Origin of the sequence: Aeromicrobium sp. YIM 150415 (assembly GCF_016918125.1) — a bacterium.
Classification (GTDB): domain Bacteria; phylum Actinomycetota; class Actinomycetes; order Propionibacteriales; family Nocardioidaceae; genus Aeromicrobium; species Aeromicrobium piscarium.
Genome location: NZ_JAERWM010000010.1, coordinates 81,088 through 99,160 on the forward strand (window position 1 = coordinate 81,088; position 18,073 = coordinate 99,160).

Sequence of the window (18,073 nt, forward strand, 5' to 3'; positions counted from 1 at the left end):
CAGTTCCGGAGTACTGTTCCTGGTATCGAAAGGGGTCGCTGTGCCCGCCGAACGGATGCTGCCCACGACAGAGGCAGAGGACCTGATCAGCCTCACCCGTCGCATCGTCGACGAGCAGCTGCGCCCCGTCGTGGACTCCCACGAGCGCCAGGGCACCTTTCCGCGCGACGCCTTCCGCACCCTCGGCCGAGCGGGCCTGCTCGGACTCCCCTATCCGGAGGAGTACGGCGGTGGCGGCCAGCCCTATGAGGTCTACCTCCAGGTGCTCGAGGAGATCGGCACCGCGTGGGCCTCGGTCGGGGTGGGAACGAGTGTGCACGCGCTGTCGTGCTTCGGCCTGTTCACCGCGGGCACGCAGGACCAGCGGGAGCGCTGGCTTCCCGACATGCTCGGCGGCGAACTGCTCGGCGCCTACTGCCTCTCGGAGGCCCACGCCGGCTCGGACCCCGCAGCCATGCGCACTACGGCCCGACGCGCGGGAGACGAGTACGTCATCGAGGGCGCCAAGGCCTGGACCACGCACGGCGGCCAGGCCGACTTCTACAAGGTGATGGCCAAGACCGACGCAGGCATCACCTGCTTCCTCGTGCCCGCCGACGCCGACGGACTCAGCGCGGACCCGCCCGAGGACAAGATGGGCCTGATGGGCTCGACCACGGCGACGATGCTGTTCGACGGCGTGAGGGTCCCCGTCGAGCGCCGCCTCGGCGACGAGGGACAGGGGTTGTCCATCGCGCTGGCCGGCCTGGACGCCGGACGCCTGGGGATCGCGGCAGTCGCGACCGGAGTGGCCCAGGGCGCACTGGACGTCGCCATCGCCTACGCGAAGGAACGCGAGACCTTCGGCAAGCCGATCATCGACCACCAGGGACTCACCTTCGTCCTCGCCGACATGGCCGCCGCAGTGGAGTCGGCACGCGCGACGTACCTCGCGGCCGCCCGGCGACGCGACGCGGGACTCCCCTTCGGACAGCAGGCCTCGATCGCCAAGCTCGTCGCGACCGACAACGCGATGAAGGTGACCACCGACGCCGTCCAGGTCCTCGGCGGAGCCGGTTACACGCGCGACTTCCCCGTCGAGCGCTACATGCGCGAGACCAAGGTCATGCAGATCTTCGAAGGCACCAATCAGATCCAACGCCTCGTCATCGGACGCGGGCTGAAGAAGCAGTAGTCCGACCGGCCTGCGAGCGTTTGGCCACCGTGGTCTCCTGGACCTACGGCCATTCACTGAGGAGGTTCCATCATGACCGATCCGTTGATCGAGCCCGCGGCGGCCGAGGACGTCGCCGAACAGCATGAGGACGTCTGGGAGGACGAGGAGCCCGATCAGGTCGTGCTCCCCGACGAAGAGCGCCCTGTCCCCCTCGACGAACCCGAGAGCTGAGCCGCTCCCCCGCAGGCGGTGAGCTGTCCCGCGCTTCGTGCCCCTCCCTGCGGGACGGCCCACCGCTGAGGACCGGCTGCCTCTCGCATCCGGCGACGCGAACGAGCTCAGCCGGGGTGGAGCGTGCCGGGTCGTTGCCGTCCTCGCCGGCTCGTCAGAGGATCGTGACGGCCGTGAACGCGATGAACGCCGAGCCCGTCAGAGCGGTGAGCGCTCCCCCGGCGAACACCAGTCCGTCCTTATGCTTGCGGCGCCCGATCACGAGGGTGGCGATCCCCACAGCGAGCAACAGGACCAACCGCACTGCGACGGGCATTTTTCCTCCGATACGAGAACAAATCGACGTGATGTCATCCATGATGAGGCATCGGCCGCCAGAACCTGTCATCGGCGCGATTTGATCTGTGTCACATCCGGAGATCGCCCGTCAGCGGGACCGCCCGGCTCCCCGTAGAACGCTCTCGGGCGCCACCGAGTCGACCCCGAGCGCCTCGCCCACAGCCGGTTGCGTCAGCTCGCCGGCATGCGCGTTCAACCCCGCCGCGAATCCCTTGTCGGCTTCGAGGGCAGCGAGCCATCCGTCGCGAGCGAGGCGCTGGACATACGGCAGCGTGGCGTTGGTGAGAGCCATGGTCGACGTGCGGGGCACCGAGCCCGGCATGTTGGCCACACAGTAGAAGACGGAATCGTGGACGCGGAACGTCGGATCGTCGTGCGTGGTGGGCCGCGAATCCTCGAAACAGCCACCCTGGTCGATCGAGATGTCCACCAGTACCGTGCCGGACCGAAGCCGGGCCACCAGCTCGTTGCTGACCAGCGTCGGCGCCTTGGCACCGGGCACGAGCACCGCCCCGATGACGAGATCGGCGTCGAGCAGCCGCTCCTCGATCACCTGGGGATTGGACGCGAGGGTCGTGAGACGGCCACCGAACTGCTCGTCGAGCTCCCGCAGTCGCGGCAGCGACAGATCGAGCACCGTCACCCTGGCGCCCATCCCGAGGGCGATGGTCGCCGCATGGGTACCGGAGACGCCGCCTCCGAGAACGACGACCTCCGCCGGCTGGACCCCGGGGACACCACCGAGCAGCACGCCTCGGCCGCCGGCGGGAGCCATCAGGTGGTAGGCGCCGACTTGCGCCGCGAGGCGTCCGGCCACCTCGGACATCGGCGCCAGCAGCGGCAGGCCGCCGTCCGGCCCCTCGACCGTCTCATAGGCGATGGCGGTCGTGCCGCTCGCCACGATCGCCTCGGCGGTATCGCGATCCGCGGCCAGATGCAGGTAAGTGAACAGCACCTGGCCGGCCCGCAGCCGGTCGTACTCGGCGGCCACGGGCTCCTTGACCTTGAGCAGCAGCTCGGCGTCTTCCCAGACATCCGTGGCCGTCTCGTACAGCCGGGCACCACTCGCGCGGTACTCGTCATCGGCGAAGTGCGAGCCCTCTCCTGCGCCGGCCTCCACGATCACCTCGTGACCGTCGGCCACCAGCGTGGCAGCACCCGCCGGCGTCAGCGCCACACGGTCCTCGTGATTCTTCAATTCCGTGACGACGCCGACTCGCATGCAGCAACATCATCAGACCTGAGAGCGCCGCGCAACCGCGCTACGGTCGATCTATGGACGCGATACTGGAGGAACTGCTGACCCTCGAACGCGCGGGCTGGGACGCCCTGTGTTCGAGCTCTGGAGCGGGCTTCTACGGGGACCTGATGACCGAGGACGGCGTGATGGTCCTCGCGGACGGTTCGGTGTTCGACCGTGCGGCCGTCGTGACCTCGCTCGACGGCGCCCCGGCGTGGGACGAGTACACGATCGACGATCCCCGATTGGTCCGGGTGGGCGACGAGGCTGCCCTCGTCTATGCCGCCGAAGCCCGGCGCGGTGACACCACCTTCGTCGCGCGGATGTCGAGCGTCTACGTCCACGAGGGCGACCGCTGGCGGCTGGCGCTGTATCAGCAGACGCCCACCGGCGCCGCAGGCTGACGCACCGTCCTGCGAAGCGGGCGGTGTGGCCCTACGGTCGAAGAGAGCCATCACCGATCCGAGGAGGACTCCCTATGGCGACCATCGACGCGGCGGGCACCACCCTGGCCTATGAGGACACCGGCGGCGACGGGCGTCCCGTCGTCCTGATCCACGGCTGGCCGCTGAGCGGCGCGTCCTGGTCCGGCCAGGTACCCGCCCTCACCGACGCCGGCTACCGCGTCATCACCTACGATCGCCGCGGTTTCGGGGCCTCCAGCAAGCCCGATGACGGCTACGACTACGACACCTTCGCCGCCGATCTGGCCGCCCTGCTGGACTCGCTCGATCTCACCGACGCGACTCTCGTCGGCTTCTCGATGGGTGGCGGCGAGGTGGCTCGCTACCTCGGGCGCCACGGGTCGGAGAGGGTCCGCTCGGCGGTGTTCGCCGGTGCCGTGCCCCCGTATCTACTGATCACCGGCGACAATCCCGACGGCGGCCTCCAGGACAGCGACGTCCAGGAGATGATCGACGGCATCGCGGAGGACCGCGAGGGCTTTCTGAACGACTTCAGCGTGACCTTCTTCTCCGCCGATGACGAACTCAAGGTCAGCGACGACCAGCGCAAACAGGCCTTCGCGCTCTCCGCGCCGGCGAGCGACGCGGCCATCCAGGGATGCATCGATGCCTTCGGCCGCACCGACTTCCGGGCGGACTTGGAGCGGATCGACGTCCCGGCACTCGTGATCCACGGCGACGCGGACGCCATCGTGCCCTTCGAGGTCTCGGGCAAGCGGACCGCCGAACTGGTCGATGACGCCGAACTTCAGGTGATCGACGGCGGCCCGCACGGCTTCACCGTGAGCCATGCGGACGATTTCAACGCCGCGCTCGTGGACTTCCTCGCACGCTGAACCCTCGTAGCGTGGCGGACCGATGATGATGCGCCGTGGTCGCTCCGGCCGCCGCAACGCATCATCCTCGGTCCGATGCCGGTCCGGCTAGCCTGGGCCGATGCGCGACGACCACCCGTCCGACGATCTGACAGCCGTCGAACGACGCCTCCACCAGTGGGCCAACGCGCTACTGGCCGACGCGCCAGCGGACGGCGCCCGGGCGAAGCTGGTCGAGTTCCTCGTCTTCGGCGCCAAACAGGCCTGGGCTTGCGTCTTCGGCGCCGCGATGCTGGTCCTCATCATGGCCGCGCGGCTGTGGTATCCCGATGACGCCGCGCTCGCTCGCAATGACTTCCTCGTCATCGCCGCGGTGGCGATCCAGGTGACGATGATCGCGACGAAGCTCGAGACCGGACGCGAGCTCATCGTCATCATCATGTTCCACGTCGTCGGCACGGCGATGGAACTGTTCAAGACCGATGTCGGCTCGTGGGAGTACCCCGGGGAAGGGGTGCTGCACCTGGGCGCCGTTCCCCTCTACACGGGATTCATGTACGCGGCCGTGGGCTCCTATCTCGTGCGCGTCTACCGTCTCTCGGATCTGCGCTTCGATCGCTACCCGCCTCGCTGGATCACCTCGGTGCTGGCCGTGCTGATCTACGCCAACTTCTTCACTCACCACTACATCTACGACCTCCGTTGGTTCCTGGTCGCGGCCGTCTTGGCGCTGTACGCCCCCACGGTGATGCACTTCCGGGTGTTCCGAGGCGTGCACAGGATGCCCGTGCTCGTGGCCTTCGTGGGCGTGGCCTTCTTCATCTGGGTCGCCGAGAACATCGGCACGGCCTCGGGCGCCTGGCTCTACCCGACGCAGGTCGACGACTGGCACCTCGTGTCGCTCAACAAGATGGTCTCGTGGTTCCTGCTGATGATCATCTCGGTGGTGATGGTCACCTGGGTCGACAAGCCGAGGCCTCCCGGACGCTGAGCACACGGACCCCAGCCAGCCCACCACCCGGTCCAGATACCGCGAGTGGTGCACCGCGGCTACCGAGGGACGGCGGCGTCGGCGAGGCGGGACATCGCTTCTGCGATCGGGCGCCCGAACATCACCGCGTCATTGTGTCCCACGCCGTCGAGCACGAGCTCCTCATGCAGGTTCGCCGTCGATGCGGCGACCTCGGCGCTCAGCGCGGACGGAACGATATCGTCATCGCTCCCGTGGACGACCGTGACGGGGACATCGGACTCCGCCAGGTACTCCACGACGGGGAACCGATCGCGCAGCAGTGCGGCGCCCGGCCATCCGTAGTGTTCCCGGGCGACCGCTGCGAAATCGGTGAACGGCGAGCGCAACAGGACTCCCGCCGGCGGATGCGTGCTCTGCAAGCGGGCCACGACCCCGGTGCCGATCGACTCCCCCAGATAGAGCGTCCGCTCGGGGACGAAGCCCTCGTTCGCGAGCGCCTCCGCGGCGGCAACCGCATCGCGGGCGAGCCCGTCCTGCGAGGGGCTCCCCTCGTTGCCGCCGTAGCCGCGGTAATCCAGGAGCAGGACGGTGAAGCCCTCCCCGGCCAGGTGGCGTGCGATGCCGAGGCGTCCCTCACGATTGCCGCCGTTGCCGGGGGCGTAGAGCACTGCCGCCTCACGGTCGGCTGCCGCATCGGGAGGGATGAGCCAGGCATCAAGCTTCACGCCATCGCTCGCGGTGAAGGCGAGATCGCGACCGCCCTCGACCGCTTGGGCCGCCGGGCCGACCGGCGTCGTGTCGGGCACGAAGACCAGGGACCGCTGCAAGGCCCAGGCGAGTGCCACCACCCCGCCGGCGGCAGCGACGATCGTCGCGATCACGGCCGCCAGTCGTCGCCTGCTGGTCATCGTTCCATCGTCGCAGGTGTCACAACCGCCGGGGGCTGCACCGCAGTTCGTCGACCTGCTCTCCCCCATCGCAGCGCAGGAGCGCGATGACCATCTCGCCGCTGAGCTGACCGTCGTCGAGCACGCTCCAGGTTCCGCCGAACTGCTCCCATCGCCGCAGCACCGCCGACACGTCCGTGTCCTCCATCCCTCCATGGTCGCACGACCGGACCTTGACGGGGCCCGACGATCGAGTAATATACAACCAAATGGTTGTACGTATTGAGCTGACCGATGACGAGGTGGACCGGATCTTCCGGGCCCTCGCCGACGCGACCCGACGCGACATCGTCCGCCGGACGCTCACCGCCCCGGCAAGCGTCTCGCACCTCGCCGCCACCTATGACATGTCCTTCGCCGCCGTGCAGAAGCACGTGGCCGTCCTCGAGGGGGCCGGCCTCGTGACCAAAGAGCCCCAAGGACGCGCACGACTCGTGCGCGCCAATCCCGAGACCCTTCACCGCGCTCAGCGGCTCCTGGACTCCTATGAGCGGATCTGGCGCGGCCGGATCGCTCGCCTCGACGCCCTCCTCGAGGACGACTGACCACAGAGAAAGGCCCCATCATGCCCATCACCTCCGTCGAGAAGGATCCCGGCGCCCTCACCATCACCGTCACCGCCGAGTTCGAGGCGCCCCTCCGCCGGCTCTGGGATGCCTATGCCGATCCGCGCCAGCTCGAGCGCTTCTGGGGACCTCCGACCTATCCGGCGACCTTCGTGCGCCACGACTTCGCCGAGGGAGGCCGCTCGGACTACTACATGACCGGCCCGGAGGGCGACAAGTCGGCGGGATTCTGGGAGTTCCTCAACGTCGATGAGCTGACGTCCTTCGAAGTACGCGACGGCTTCTCAGCCGACGACGGCACCCCGGATCCGTCCATGCCCAGCATGCGCATGGTCTTCTCCTTCGATGAGACACCCACCGGTTCTCGCGTCACGACCACCACCCACTTCGGCTCCGCCGACGAGCTCGAGCAGCTCCTCGCGATGGGCATGGATGAGGGCATGCGCCTGGCCATGGGACAGATGGACGAGGTGCTCGCCGACCTCACCTCCTTCACCACGGGCAGCGGCACGCAGACCCAGATCATCAGCGATACCCTCGTGCGGGTGAGCCGGGTGATCCGCGGCTCGGTCGAGCAGGTGTGGCGAGCCCATCACGACCCCGAGCTGCTGCGGCGGTGGCTCCTCGGCCCCGACGGCTGGCGCATGGCCACCTGCGAGGTCGCCGCGAACGTGGGCGACACCTACGTGTACGAGTGGGAGACCCTCGAGGGTGAGCATCGGTTCGGCTTCACCGGCGAACTCCTCGCATCGGCCTCCCCCTACCGCGAGGTCACGACCGAGCAGATGATCGGCGTGGACGGACCGAGCACCACCAACGAGCTCACCCTCACACCAGTCGAGGACGGCACCCTGCTGTCCATCCTCATCACCTACCCGAACGCGGAGCTCCGCGACCAGATCCTCGCCACCGGGATGACCGACGGCATGGAAGCCAGCTATGCACGACTCGAGGAACAGGTCCTGACAGCCGTCTGACGAGGCCGCGCATCGCGACCGGCGGAGGCAAGCAGACGGGCGCTCGGGCGCGCTATGCTGCCCGGAAGAGGGCTCATCCGGGCAGCATCGGCAACGAGGAGATTCCAGTGACCAAGACGATCGTGGTGGGCGTCGACGACAGCGAGAGCGCATCCGCCGCCGCCCGCAAGGCGGCCGAACTCGCACTCGCCTTCGACGGCGAGCTGCATGTCCTGTCCGCCTACGGCAAGTTCGAGGCCGAGACCTTCCGCAGCGGTAGCGAGGAGATCCACTTCACCACCGAGAAGGATGCCAGCGACGTCGCGTCCTCGGTCGTGGCAGAGCTCCGCCGCGACTTCCCTGGGCTGACCCTGTCCTACTCGCCCCTCGAAGGAAAGCCCGGCGAGGCACTCGTGCAGGCGGCCGAACGGCTCGATGCCGACGTGATCGTCGTGGGCAACAAGCGGGTCCAGGGCATCGCGCGCGTGCTGGGCAGCATCGCGCGCGACGTGGCCGCCCACGCCCCGTGCGATGTCTACATCGCGCACACGCACCAGCGACGCTGACGGTTCAGCCCCGCCGTACGCCCTCGGAGCATCCAGGCTCAGCCGAGGGCAGATGGGCCCGCCAGGCGAAGGCCACGATCAACAGGCAGCCGGTGGCCACGAGGGCACCCGCACCGAACATCTGGGGGTAGCTCCACTGCACGGCGAGCGCGGCGAGCACCACGGGGGCGAAGAAACCGAGATAGGTCAACGAGTAGTACACGGCCGTGAGCCCGGCGAGGTCGTCGGGGCGCGCGATGCGCTGGACTTCGCTCAGGCTCGCGACGAGCGCGAGTCCGTAGCCCGCGCCCAGTACGGCGGCCGCCGCGATCGTCGTCACCAGATCCAGCCGGGCCGCTGCCACCGCTCCGAGCGCCATGCCGACCGCGACGATGGTCATCGCAATCACCGAGGCCCGTGCGCTGTCGCTGGTGTCGATGAGCCGGCCGAGCACCTGGATCCCGACGCCGCAGCCGAGTCCGAGCACCGTCAGAGCCCCGGCGAAGGCGACGGCCCGCCCGGTGACCTGATCCATCATGAGCGCCGGCAGCACCGCGTAGGCCGAGGCCGCGCATCCGAAGACCCAGGGGGCGACGGGGACGACGACCCGCCAGAAGCGCCGGTGCGCCGCGGCAGGGACCTTCAGATCATCGATCAGGCGACTGGGTGACACCGTCTCCCGCGGCCGGGTCTCCGGAACGACCAAGAGCCAGAGTCCGGCGCCGAGAGCGAGCAGGGCGTGCAGGACATAGGCCAGATGGGTCGGCCACGGCGCCCACTGCGCCAGGCCGGCGGCGACCCCCGCGCCCAGCAGGAACCCGAGGGTCAGGGAGAGGCCCGCACGGCGCGCGCCGGCGGAGGAGTCGATGTTCGCGCCCTGTCGTGCGGCGCTATCGGTCAGCTCCTTGACCCAGGTCGTGCCGATCGCCATCACCAGGCCGAGCGCCACGCCGCACAGCACGCGTCCCAGCGCGAGCACGACTGCCGATGTCTCTCCGAGGGCGAGCACGAGGGAACCCGCGACCGCGATCGGGGCCGCCGGCAGGAGCATCGGGCGGCGACCGTAGCGATCCGACAGCGGGCCACCGAGCAGCAGCGCCGGGACGATGCCGAGCACATAGGCGGCCAGGAGGGCGTCGACGGTCACGGTCGAGAAATCGCTGACCTCGCGATACATGACGAGCAGCGGGGTGAACTCGTTGCCGCCCCAGGCGACCACGAGCATGACCGCCGCGACCGGCCACCACGAGCGGGACCCGACGGTCGACGCCGGCTGCTGGACGGTCACCTCGGCCGTCCTGCTCACAGGCCCGCCCTCGCGTCGTCGAGATGTTCGCCGATGAGCCGCTCGAAGGCGGCGGGGTCGCGCTGCTCTATCGCATCGAGCAGTGCCCGATGCCCTTGCACGAAGACGGTGACACGGCTGGCATCCCAGCGAACGCTGTGGGCGATCATGCGCTGCTGCCGCTCGCGCAGACCGACTGAGAATCGCCGCAGCACCTCGTTGCCGCCCGCCTCCACGATCTCCTGGTGGAAGCGTGCGTCGAGGGCCGCGTAGCCGGCCAGGTCGCCGTCCAGCACTGCCCCTTCCTGGGCGGCGAGCAGCTCGCTCAACAGCTCCACGAGACGCCGGTGGGCGGCGGGAGGCAGCTCTGTGGCCGCGCGGCCCGCGTGGGTCTCGACGAGCAGTCGCGCCTCGAGCACGTCATCGGCCTCCGCCGCGCTGACCGGCACCACGAGCGCGCCACGTTTCGGGAAGAGGCGCAACAGTCCCTCGGCCTCCAATCTCAAGAAGGCCTCGCGCACCGGGGTCCGGCTGATGCCCAGCTGCGCCGAGATCTCGCCCTCGCTGGTCATGCTGCCGCCCACGAGCTCTCCGCTCAGCAGCTTCTCCTTCACGACCCGATAGGCACGCTCGGTCACCGGCACTGTCTCAACCTGCATAGATACATCTTGCATCTATCACGTCGTGGCATCATCAGCGGGGCATGGGAGACTGGGGGTGATGGAGTACCAACGCTTTCGCATGGATCCCCGCCTGGCGGGAGCTATAGGACCGATCGCCTCCGAACCGGCCGGACAGGACCTTATGGAGCGGCTGAGATCACTGGTCGAGACCGCTTCCCCCTCTCCCACTGGTGAACATCTGACCGTGGCTGTCAGCGCCTACCAGCACCTCCTCGAGCACGTCGGCGACGACGGACTCACCCTGACCGGCGCGAACTACCTCAAGCCCTCAGATGTTCGGGTGATCGCGGACGGACTGCCCTCGATGGCCGAGTGGATCTTTCCCATCACCCGAGAAGTGAACGTGCTCCCGGTCCACGGATTCCGGGTCTCCGCCGAAAGGCTGGGACTGGTCCGTCGTCGGCAGGGATCGCTGTCGCTCACCCGAGCCGGGCGGGATGCCCGCAGCGACCCGCGTCTCCTCTGGGACCGCCTGCGGCAACGACTCCTCCCCACCACCCCTGCTTTCGACGTGGCCGCCGGGGCCATCGTGGCTCTCCACCTGGCCACCACACCCCGCTTCGCCATTGACTCCCAGGACATCTCCCACATACTCACGGCCCTGGGGTGGGCCCATGCGGGTGGCCGTCCCGTCCTCGCGAGCGACGTGATCGCCGTTCGCAACACCCTCTGGGACTGCGTCGGGAATGTCGGTCCGTGGGCGGGAACGCGGTGGGAGCGGCGCCTCAGCCAGGACGCGGTGTCGTTGATTCGTGACGCACTCGTCACGCAGGTGCCCCTCGAGGGCTGAACCGATGATCACCAACCTCTAGGCTCGCCGCATGGCCATCGTTCTGCTCGTCCGGCACGGCCGGACCACCGCCAACTCCGCGGGCATCCTGGCGGGCCGCTCCCCCGGCGTCCTCCTCGACGAGACCGGGCACGATCAGGCGACCCGGATGGGGCGGCGGCTCGCCGACGCCCCGCTCGTCCGCGTGGTGACGAGCCCCTTGGAACGGTGCCGTGAGACATCGCAGGCGATCCTCGATCACCAGGAGATCGCCGTGGACCTGATCGCGGACGAGGCGATCACCGAATGCGACTACGGACGATGGCAGGGGCGGGCGCTGAAGGAGCTGGCCGACGAACCGCTGTGGTCGACCGTGCAGGCACAGCCCTCGGCGGCGGTATTCCCCGAGGGAGAGTCGCTGGCCGCCATGCAGGCACGCGCGGTCGCGGCAGTGCGCCGCATCGACGCCGCCGTGGAGGCCGAGCACGGCCCGGGCGCGGTCTGGGCGGCCGTCTCGCACGGCGACATCATCAAGTCGGTCCTCGCCGACGCCCTCGGCATGCACCTGGACCTGTTCCAGCGACTGCATGTCGATCCGGCCTCCGTCTCGATCGTCCGGTACGGCCGACAACGTCCCGATGTCGTCTGCAGCAACTCCTCGGCGGGCGACCTGGGATGGCTGCGAGGTGCCGGTGAGGCGGGGGACGCACCGGTCGGCGGCGGTGCGGGCCGCTAGCGGCCCTCGGCCGTACCGGGTCGCCATCGGTGGTTGCGTTTCCATTGTCGGGTGCCGGGTCGTCGGAATTCGGGGATGCCGTCTTGGGGGTTGATGCGGCATTCGAGGTGTCCGGCGTGGATTTGTCGGTGGTGCTCGGCGCAGACGCCGATGGCGTCTTTGATGTTGGTGGTGCCGCCGTCTGCCCAGGTCTCATCTCCGTGGTGCGCTTCGCACCATCCTGGTGGTCTGTCGCATCCTGGGGTGGCGCAGCCGCCGTCTCGGTTGGTGATCGCGATGCGTTGGTATCGGGTGAAGAGGCGTTCTTCTCTGCCGAGGTCGAGGGGGACGGATTCGCCGTCGAACACTTGCGGCAACAACTTCGCGTCGCAGGCGAGCCTTCGGGTTTGTCCGGGGCTGATCCGGGTGCCGTCGGTGGTGATGGTCCCTGGTGCCGCTTCTTCGAGGCGCTGTTGGAGGTCTTCGAGGTTCATGTTGACGGTGACGAGGACGTTGTTCCCGCCATGGTTCGGGAGTCGGTCGGTCGGAACCCGCTCGATGAGCTCGCAGAATCCTTGACCCACACGGGTGGCGTAGTCGTCGACCTCGCGTCCGAGCATGCCGGCGCGCCGTGGGGAGGCGTACGCATCCAGCACGGTCTTGAGCATCGCGGCTTGGGCGTCGGGGATGGTGAACCGGCCACTGGTGGTCCCGTCACCATTCGCCCACATGCTGAGCTTCGTGTTCTCCCACGCGCGCTGCTCCCGCTCATGAAGGAGTTCGGATTCGTGCCGGTCGACGTCCTTCTTGTCGGCCCATTGGTCCGCGATCCGATCCGCCCGCGCTCGCAGGTCCTTCGGCGTGTATTGCCGGGCATCCTCAAGGAGGGTCTGTTCGGCGAGGGTGCGTTGCTCAGGGGTGGTCTGGTCGGGGAGGTTCTTGAGCCCGTCGGCGATGATCCGGGCCTGACCCAGGGTCACGTCACCGACCGAGAGTGCCCGATCCGTCAGTGACTCGTCTGGCACGTCACGCGCCACGCCGAGGAGCCGGTTCCCGGCCGACCGGTCGTTGCCGAGGTCGCGTCCCAGGAGGTCGCCGGTGCTGGCGGCGCCTTGGCGCCTGGCGAGTCGGCTGTCGTGGATGACCCGGGCGGCGTGCATGGTCAGGGCATCGAGGCGGTTCTTCACCCGCCCCACCGCACCGGTGACCTGCTGTGCCTCGGCGGGTGTCAGACCCGACCGGACGAGGGGGCCAAGACGGTCGATGACGTCCTGTAACGCCGCAAGCTCCGCTCCCACTGTCGTGGCGGGCTCGACGTGTTGCGCGACCATCTGATTCACCCCCGGATCAAGAAACCATGGATACCGAACATGTGTTCGATATGTTTCCCACTCTAGGCGCCCCCGCTGACACTTTCCGGGTTCATCCACACCCACCCACAACGGGACGTGGGCGTGGTAGAAAAGTGATGCTGAAACCACCAGGCCGCCGATGTTTGCGCAGGTCAGCAAGTGTGCTCCCCGTACACGCGGGGATGATCCGACCAGCGCATTGGTGGCGGTGGTCCCCGACGTAGTGCTCCCCGTACACGCGGGGATGATCCCTCGGCCACGTTCATCGGGGTGTCGAGCATGTGGTGCTCCCCGTACACGCGGGGATGATCCCCTCAAGCGTCGCGGACCGCCCCGACATCGAGAGTGCTCCCCGTACACGCGGGGATGATCCCTGCTACCCGGTGCGGCCGATCCGATCACATCAGTGCTCCCCGTACACGCGGGGATGATCCCGTCACGACCTCACCGGTGGAGTGCTTCTCACAGTGCTCCCCACACGCGTGGGGATGATCCTTGGGTCTCAATGCCGAAGGCCAGCATCTGCTGCTGCGCAGTCAGGAACGTCTGGCGCGAGAAGGGCGAGTTTCGGGCGAACGCGTCGAACTGCTCCATCTGGGCGTTGACTGCCTGAGTCGAGCCCAGCATGGTCGTCAGACCGGCACGAACCCGCTGCTGGAGGGTGTTGTACTGGATGCCGGTCTTGAGCGCTGCAGCGCCGACGGCGGTGATAGCACCGCCAACGGCCAGCATCGGCTTGCCGACCTGCGACCACTCCCGGCGCATCTGCTGAGCGGAACGTGAGCCCTTCTTGCCAGCCTCGTCCGTCGCCTTACCAGCGCCCTCGGCGCTGCCCTTGACCTTCTCCGCGGCGGAGGCCGCCTCGTCCATCGCGGCCTTGTACTGGCCGATCTCGGCTCGGAGGACCGCGGTGATGGATCGCTGTTGACTCGCCACGAGACACCTCCGAGTTCAGGGGATTCAAGGACAGATGCCGTAATGGCCCGATAGGGTCCGAGGGTGCGTTTACGAGGTGCGGCAACAGCGGTGGCGGCGATCGCCCTACTGGCTGGATGCGGCGGTGAGGAAGCCGCCGATGAACCCGAGCGTCCATCGACGATTACGGCCGATGTAGAGGTCGAGCTGGGCTGGCCCTTCGCTCGGCCTTACGAGTTCGGCTGTCAAACCGACTACGAATACGGCTCCGTGAGGGACCGAATCCCCGTAGTCATCAAGGACGAAAACGGCGCCATAGTCGGCCAGGAGACCCTCACCGAAGGTGACCCGCCGGATGAGCGGACCTGCATGTGGACCGCGAGCTTTGACCGCGCGGATTCCGACTCGGAGTACTTCACTGCCGAGCTCGGAGGGTGGACCTCTGCTCCAGTCCGTCGCAGTGGTGACACTGTCAGCTTCACCATGACGAACGACGGATCGAATCCTGACCCGGGCTGGGACCGCTAAAGCCGTTTCACGTCGAGGTACCAGTGGGTGCCCTTGCGGTCGTGCTCGTTACCCGCGTTCGAGGCGATCTCGCACGCGAAGCAGTGGTACGACTCGTTCGAATAGCGAGGACGCTTCCTCGCGTCTTTCTCGGTCGACTCGTGGATCGGTTGCCCGCATCCCTTGCAGAGCGTTGACTCGTAGATCGTGACCGCCTGAGCCAGTAGACGGTTCCGGTCTGTCGTCCACGTGCTCCCCGTACACGCGGGGATGATCCCGACCAGGCGCCCTCGACCATCCACGCGTTGCCGTGCTCCCCACGCGGGGATGATCCGGAGCGGATCGAGGTCGCGAAGAAACGGACCCCGTGCTCCCCACACGCGTGGGGATGACCCCAAGGACGGCGAGAAGATCGGCCAGGTGCTGGCGTGCTCCCCACACACGTGGGAATGATCCGTGCCTCGCGACCTTGTACTCGGATGCGCGGCCGTGCTCCCCACACACGTGGGGATGATCCGGCGACCAAGGTCGCCGCCGTCACCGGCGCGTAGTGCTCCCCGTACGAGCGGGGATGAGCGGCGGCGGTGGGATGGACACACCTTGGACCGCTTTAGGCGCGCAGCCTACCGCCGAGCCTTGGGGACGTGATCCGCGCGGACCGCCATCGCAACCAGCGGACCACGGAGGATCTGCTTTCCTGGCTGCCCTGGCAACCGCGAAAGCACATCCTTCGTCCTTCACGGGCCGAGCGGCCTCCGATGGCGATGGTGTCGAATAGGCACGCAGGCCGCCTTCACACCGGTCAGGCCCCTTGGTTGATCTGATCTAGGCTGGAGACATGGCGACGGTGGTGCACGACTTCGATTGGCCGGACCGGCTCGTGGTGGGAACGGTCGGGCCTCCCGGGCATCGCACGTTCTACCTGCAGGCTCGCGACGGTGAACGTCTGATGAGCGTCGGCCTGGAGAAGGAGCAGTCGGCCGTACTCGCCGATCGCCTCGACGAACTGCTCGACGAGCTCATGTCGATGGACGGCAATCCCGCCAGCATCCCGGCTACCGCTCCGGACGGCCTCGACGATCACGCTCCCCTCGAGGAGCCGGTCGAGGAGCAGTTCCGCGTGGGTCTGATGACGCTGGGATGGGACCCGAGCACGGCCCAGGTGGTGATCGAGGCCCATCCTCTCGTCGAGATCGAGGGGGATCCCGCGGCCATGCCCGCCCCCGATCCCGAGGACTCCCCCGAGGTGCTCCAGGTGCGCATCCCCGTGGGAGCAGCCCGATCCTTCAGCAAGCGCACGCGCGAGATCGTGCTCGCCGGACGGCCGTTCTGCCCGCTGTGCCTCGGCCCTATCGATCCGGAGGGCCACGAATGCCCCCAGGTCGGGGAGTTCGAGTAAGAGGCACGGCCGCCTTCCGCCCGAATGGGCGGTGACTTACGCACCCCTCGCCGCCCGTGAGAGGTGCGCAGGTCACCGCCCCGGGACGTGAGGGGTGCGAAAGACACCGCCCCGGGACGTGAGGGGTGCGTAAGTCACCGCTCACGGGGAAAGGCGGGAGGTTGTTCAGGGCCCTGCCCGCCTGAGCCTTTCGGACTAGCGAGTCCGCTCCGAAAGCGCCATTGTCACTGCGAGTTACACCGCGAGACGATCGTCCGGGATCGATCGAGGAGATGACGTGAAGCAGTGGTTCTTGTCCCATACCGTCGGTCAGCGGATGGGATTGAGCGCGGGTGCCGCGCTCATCGCTCTGGTGACCCTGGCCGCCGGCGCGGGAGCGATCGCGCCTCAGGAGACCGAGCCATCACCCACCAGGGCGACCGCATCGGCGAGTCCGTCGCCCACCGCGCCGAAGCCCGTAGTCCTCCACCGCACCGAGACGGTCACGGAGGAGATCTCCTTCGACAGCAGCACCGTCGAGGACGGTGAGCTCGAGGTCGGACAGACCCGCATTCAGACCGCGGGCGTGCCGGGACAGCTCGAACGTACCTTCCGCGTCACGCACACCGATGGCGAAGAGACGGCCCGCGAGCAGGTATCCGAACGGGTCGTCACCGAGCCGGTGCACGAGGTCATCGCGCAGGGCACTCGCCAACCGGCCCCGCCTCCGCCGCCGGAGCCCGCGGCACCGGCGCCGGCCACCTGCCCGAATGGGACCTACGTCAACTCCGCGGGCAACTCGGTCTGCCGCCCCCACGAGAGCGATCAGGCGCCGGCGGGTGCCACCGCTCGCTGCCAGGACGGGACCTACAGCCACAGCCAGAGCCGCCGCGGGACCTGTTCGGGACACGGAGGCGTCGCCGCCTGGCTCTGACCCGTTCATCGCTGGGCGGTGACCTGCGCACCTTTCGCCAGCCGTGAGAGGTGCGCGGGTCACCGTGCCGCGGCCGGGGAGTCCTACCATGGGCGCCATGGTCGAGTCGTCCGATGCCGCTCCTGAGCTGGTCCTCGAAGGGCGCATCCTGCCCGCCTCGAATGCCACCTTCTACGGGCATCTCGGCGACACCCCCGTCGTCTACAAGCCGGTGGCGGGCGAGCGGCCGTTGTGGGATTTCCCCGGCGCCGTGCTGGCACACCGGGAGATCGCCGCGCGACTCGTGTCCGAGACCCTCGGATGGGACATCGTGCCGCCGACCTGGCTCGGCGACGGTCCGCACGGCGAAGGGATGATCCAGATCTGGCAGGAGACGGATCCGGCACAGGAACCGGTCACCATCGTGCCGGCCGGCGAGGTTCCCGAGTCCGGGTGGAAGCACGTGCTCGACGGGGTGGACGCCGACGAGCAGCCGGTCTCCGTCATCCACGAGGACTCCGCGGCGCTACGGCGCATGGCGGTCTTCGATGTGCTCGTCAACAATGCCGACCGCAAGGGGGGCCACGTCCTCGCGATGCCGGGCGGGCACCGTCACGGCGTCGACCACGGACTCACCTTCCACACGGAACCGAAGCTGCGCACGGTGTTGTGGGGGTGGATCGGCGAACCACTGACCGATGACGAGCGAGCCGGTGCCGCCCGGGTGCTCGCCGCCCTCGACGGCGAACTCGGAGCCCGCATCCGCGAGCTGCTCGCTGAGCCGGAGATCGACGCCTTGCGGCACCGTGTCGACAGCCTGTGCCAAGCCGGCCGGTTCCCGTCCCCCGTGGGAGAGATGCCGCCGGTCCCCTGGCCGCCGTTCTGAGCACGGCGGGCGAGACGCGCGGTACCGTAAACCCGTGAGCAGGATCTTCACCATGAGCTTCGCCTCCGTCTATCCGCTCTACCTCGCCAAGGTCGAGCGGAAGGGCCGCACGAAGGCCGAGCTCGACGCGGTGATCGAGTGGCTGACGGGATTCGACGAGGGCGAGCTGCAGCATCATCTCGACGCCGAGACGACCTTCGAGGAGTTCTTCGCCGACGCGCGGCTGAACCCTGCTGTCTCGCTCATCACGGGCGTGGTGTGCGGCGTGCGCGTCGAGGAGATCGAGGATCCCCTGATGCAGAAGATCCGCTACCTCGACAAGCTGGTCGACGAGCTGGCCAAGGGCAAAGCCCTCGAGAAGGTCCTTCGGGCCTGAGGCGTTGAGTCAGCGTCCATCCCCAGATTAAAGAGGCGGGCCACCATCCATCCTCCTCGCGA

General features: G+C 68.2%; 23 protein-coding genes and 1 CRISPR repeat array. Of the genes, 16 read left to right on the plus strand and 7 right to left on the minus strand.

Annotated elements, in window-relative coordinates; all coding sequences use genetic code 11:
• The first annotated feature begins 40 nt into the window (after positions 1-40).
• Positions 41-1,174 carry an acyl-CoA dehydrogenase family protein gene (locus JL108_RS06030; protein ID WP_307837202.1) on the plus strand — a complete coding sequence of 378 codons (1,134 nt, stop codon included), beginning with the start codon at positions 41-43 and terminating at the stop codon, positions 1,172-1,174.
• Positions 1,175-1,246: 72 nt separating this feature from the next.
• The gene (locus tag JL108_RS06035; RefSeq protein WP_185972962.1) at positions 1,247-1,387 is read left to right on the plus strand and encodes a hypothetical protein; all 141 of its coding nucleotides are present in this window, start codon (positions 1,247-1,249) and stop codon (positions 1,385-1,387) included.
• A 154-nt stretch (positions 1,388-1,541) separates the two neighbouring features.
• Here JL108_RS06035 and JL108_RS06040 read toward each other — a convergent pair whose 3' ends face one another.
• A complete protein-coding gene (locus JL108_RS06040; protein WP_185972963.1) occupies positions 1,542-1,703 on the minus strand; it encodes a hypothetical protein in 162 nt (53 codons plus the stop codon).
• Positions 1,704-1,814: 111 nt separating this feature from the next.
• Positions 1,815-2,948, minus strand: a complete 1,134-nt coding sequence (ald, locus tag JL108_RS06045) for an alanine dehydrogenase (protein WP_205197508.1) — start codon at positions 2,946-2,948, stop codon at positions 1,815-1,817.
• Positions 2,949-3,001: 53 nt separating this feature from the next.
• Between ald and JL108_RS06050 the strand changes: the two genes are divergently transcribed.
• From JL108_RS06050 to JL108_RS06060, 3 genes are all read left to right on the plus strand, one after another.
• Positions 3,002-3,370: a nuclear transport factor 2 family protein gene (locus JL108_RS06050; protein ID WP_240190716.1), complete on the plus strand. Its 369-nt coding sequence runs from the start codon at positions 3,002-3,004 to the stop codon at positions 3,368-3,370.
• Positions 3,371-3,444: 74 nt separating this feature from the next.
• The gene (locus JL108_RS06055) at positions 3,445-4,266 is read left to right on the plus strand and encodes an alpha/beta fold hydrolase (RefSeq protein ID WP_205197509.1); all 822 of its coding nucleotides are present in this window, start codon (positions 3,445-3,447) and stop codon (positions 4,264-4,266) included.
• 100 nt (positions 4,267-4,366) lie between these two features.
• Positions 4,367-5,236, plus strand: a complete 870-nt coding sequence (locus JL108_RS06060; protein ID WP_205197510.1) for a DUF817 domain-containing protein — start codon at positions 4,367-4,369, stop codon at positions 5,234-5,236.
• Positions 5,237-5,295: 59 nt separating this feature from the next.
• Here the strand turns inward: JL108_RS06060 and JL108_RS06065 are convergent, their stop codons facing one another.
• The gene (locus JL108_RS06065; protein ID WP_205197511.1) at positions 5,296-6,126 is read right to left on the minus strand and encodes an alpha/beta hydrolase; all 831 of its coding nucleotides are present in this window, start codon (positions 6,124-6,126) and stop codon (positions 5,296-5,298) included.
• A 19-nt stretch (positions 6,127-6,145) separates the two neighbouring features.
• Positions 6,146-6,313, minus strand: a complete 168-nt coding sequence (locus JL108_RS06070) for a hypothetical protein (protein ID WP_185972964.1) — start codon at positions 6,311-6,313, stop codon at positions 6,146-6,148.
• Positions 6,314-6,374: 61 nt separating this feature from the next.
• Between JL108_RS06070 and JL108_RS06075 the strand changes: the two genes are divergently transcribed.
• From JL108_RS06075 to JL108_RS06085, 3 genes are all read left to right on the plus strand, one after another.
• Positions 6,375-6,710, plus strand: coding sequence for a metalloregulator ArsR/SmtB family transcription factor (locus JL108_RS06075; protein ID WP_205197512.1), 336 nt, complete (start codon positions 6,375-6,377; stop codon positions 6,708-6,710).
• A 20-nt stretch (positions 6,711-6,730) separates the two neighbouring features.
• The gene (locus tag JL108_RS06080) at positions 6,731-7,708 is read left to right on the plus strand and encodes an SRPBCC family protein (protein WP_205197513.1); all 978 of its coding nucleotides are present in this window, start codon (positions 6,731-6,733) and stop codon (positions 7,706-7,708) included.
• A gap of 107 nt (positions 7,709-7,815) precedes the next feature.
• Positions 7,816-8,253: a universal stress protein gene (locus tag JL108_RS06085; RefSeq protein WP_205197514.1), complete on the plus strand. Its 438-nt coding sequence runs from the start codon at positions 7,816-7,818 to the stop codon at positions 8,251-8,253.
• Between the two features lie 4 nt (positions 8,254-8,257).
• Here the strand turns inward: JL108_RS06085 and JL108_RS06090 are convergent, their stop codons facing one another.
• Both JL108_RS06090 and JL108_RS06095 read right to left on the minus strand, forming a co-directional pair.
• Positions 8,258-9,538: an MFS transporter gene (locus JL108_RS06090; protein ID WP_205197515.1), complete on the minus strand. Its 1,281-nt coding sequence runs from the start codon at positions 9,536-9,538 to the stop codon at positions 8,258-8,260.
• Positions 9,535-10,176 carry a GntR family transcriptional regulator gene (locus JL108_RS06095; RefSeq protein ID WP_205197516.1) on the minus strand — a complete coding sequence of 214 codons (642 nt, stop codon included), beginning with the start codon at positions 10,174-10,176 and terminating at the stop codon, positions 9,535-9,537. The genes JL108_RS06090 and JL108_RS06095 overlap by 4 nt, the downstream gene beginning before the upstream one ends.
• 208 nt (positions 10,177-10,384) lie before the next feature.
• Between JL108_RS06095 and JL108_RS06100 the strand changes: the two genes are divergently transcribed.
• On the plus strand, positions 10,385-10,990 hold the full coding sequence (locus tag JL108_RS06100) for a hypothetical protein (protein WP_205197517.1): 606 nt from the start codon (positions 10,385-10,387) through the stop codon (positions 10,988-10,990).
• 31 nt (positions 10,991-11,021) lie between these two features.
• Positions 11,022-11,705 (plus strand): MSMEG_4193 family putative phosphomutase, encoded by a 684-nt coding sequence (locus tag JL108_RS06105; protein ID WP_205197518.1) that lies wholly within the window; start codon positions 11,022-11,024, stop codon positions 11,703-11,705.
• Here JL108_RS06105 and JL108_RS20180 read toward each other — a convergent pair.
• Positions 11,702-13,195, minus strand: a complete 1,494-nt coding sequence (locus JL108_RS20180) for an HNH endonuclease signature motif containing protein (protein ID WP_205197519.1) — start codon at positions 13,193-13,195, stop codon at positions 11,702-11,704. The two genes, JL108_RS06105 and JL108_RS20180, sit on opposite strands and share 4 nt — an antisense overlap.
• A gap of 2 nt (positions 13,196-13,197) precedes the next feature.
• A CRISPR array of direct repeats spans positions 13,198-13,531; the repeat unit is 28 nt; unit sequence GTGCTCCCCGTACACGCGGGGATGATCC.
• Here JL108_RS20180 and JL108_RS06115 point away from each other — a divergent pair.
• From JL108_RS06115 to JL108_RS06140, 6 genes are all read left to right on the plus strand, one after another.
• Positions 13,532-13,819, plus strand: coding sequence for a hypothetical protein (locus JL108_RS06115; RefSeq protein WP_205197520.1), 288 nt, complete (start codon positions 13,532-13,534; stop codon positions 13,817-13,819). It abuts the feature before it with no gap.
• Positions 13,820-14,062: 243 nt separating this feature from the next.
• On the plus strand, positions 14,063-14,479 hold the full coding sequence (locus tag JL108_RS06120; RefSeq protein WP_205197521.1) for a hypothetical protein: 417 nt from the start codon (positions 14,063-14,065) through the stop codon (positions 14,477-14,479).
• Positions 14,480-15,296: 817 nt separating this feature from the next.
• A complete protein-coding gene (locus JL108_RS06125) occupies positions 15,297-15,857 on the plus strand; it encodes a DUF3090 domain-containing protein (protein ID WP_143911797.1) in 561 nt (186 codons plus the stop codon).
• 277 nt (positions 15,858-16,134) lie between these two features.
• Complete coding sequence (locus JL108_RS06130; protein ID WP_205197522.1) at positions 16,135-16,770, plus strand: DUF3761 domain-containing protein; 636 nt, start codon at positions 16,135-16,137, stop codon at positions 16,768-16,770.
• A 97-nt stretch (positions 16,771-16,867) separates the two neighbouring features.
• Positions 16,868-17,635 carry an SCO1664 family protein gene (locus tag JL108_RS06135; protein WP_205197523.1) on the plus strand — a complete coding sequence of 256 codons (768 nt, stop codon included), beginning with the start codon at positions 16,868-16,870 and terminating at the stop codon, positions 17,633-17,635.
• Between the two features lie 34 nt (positions 17,636-17,669).
• Positions 17,670-18,011: a DUF2200 domain-containing protein gene (locus JL108_RS06140; protein WP_307837203.1), complete on the plus strand. Its 342-nt coding sequence runs from the start codon at positions 17,670-17,672 to the stop codon at positions 18,009-18,011.
• The last annotated feature ends 62 nt before the right edge of the window (positions 18,012-18,073 follow it).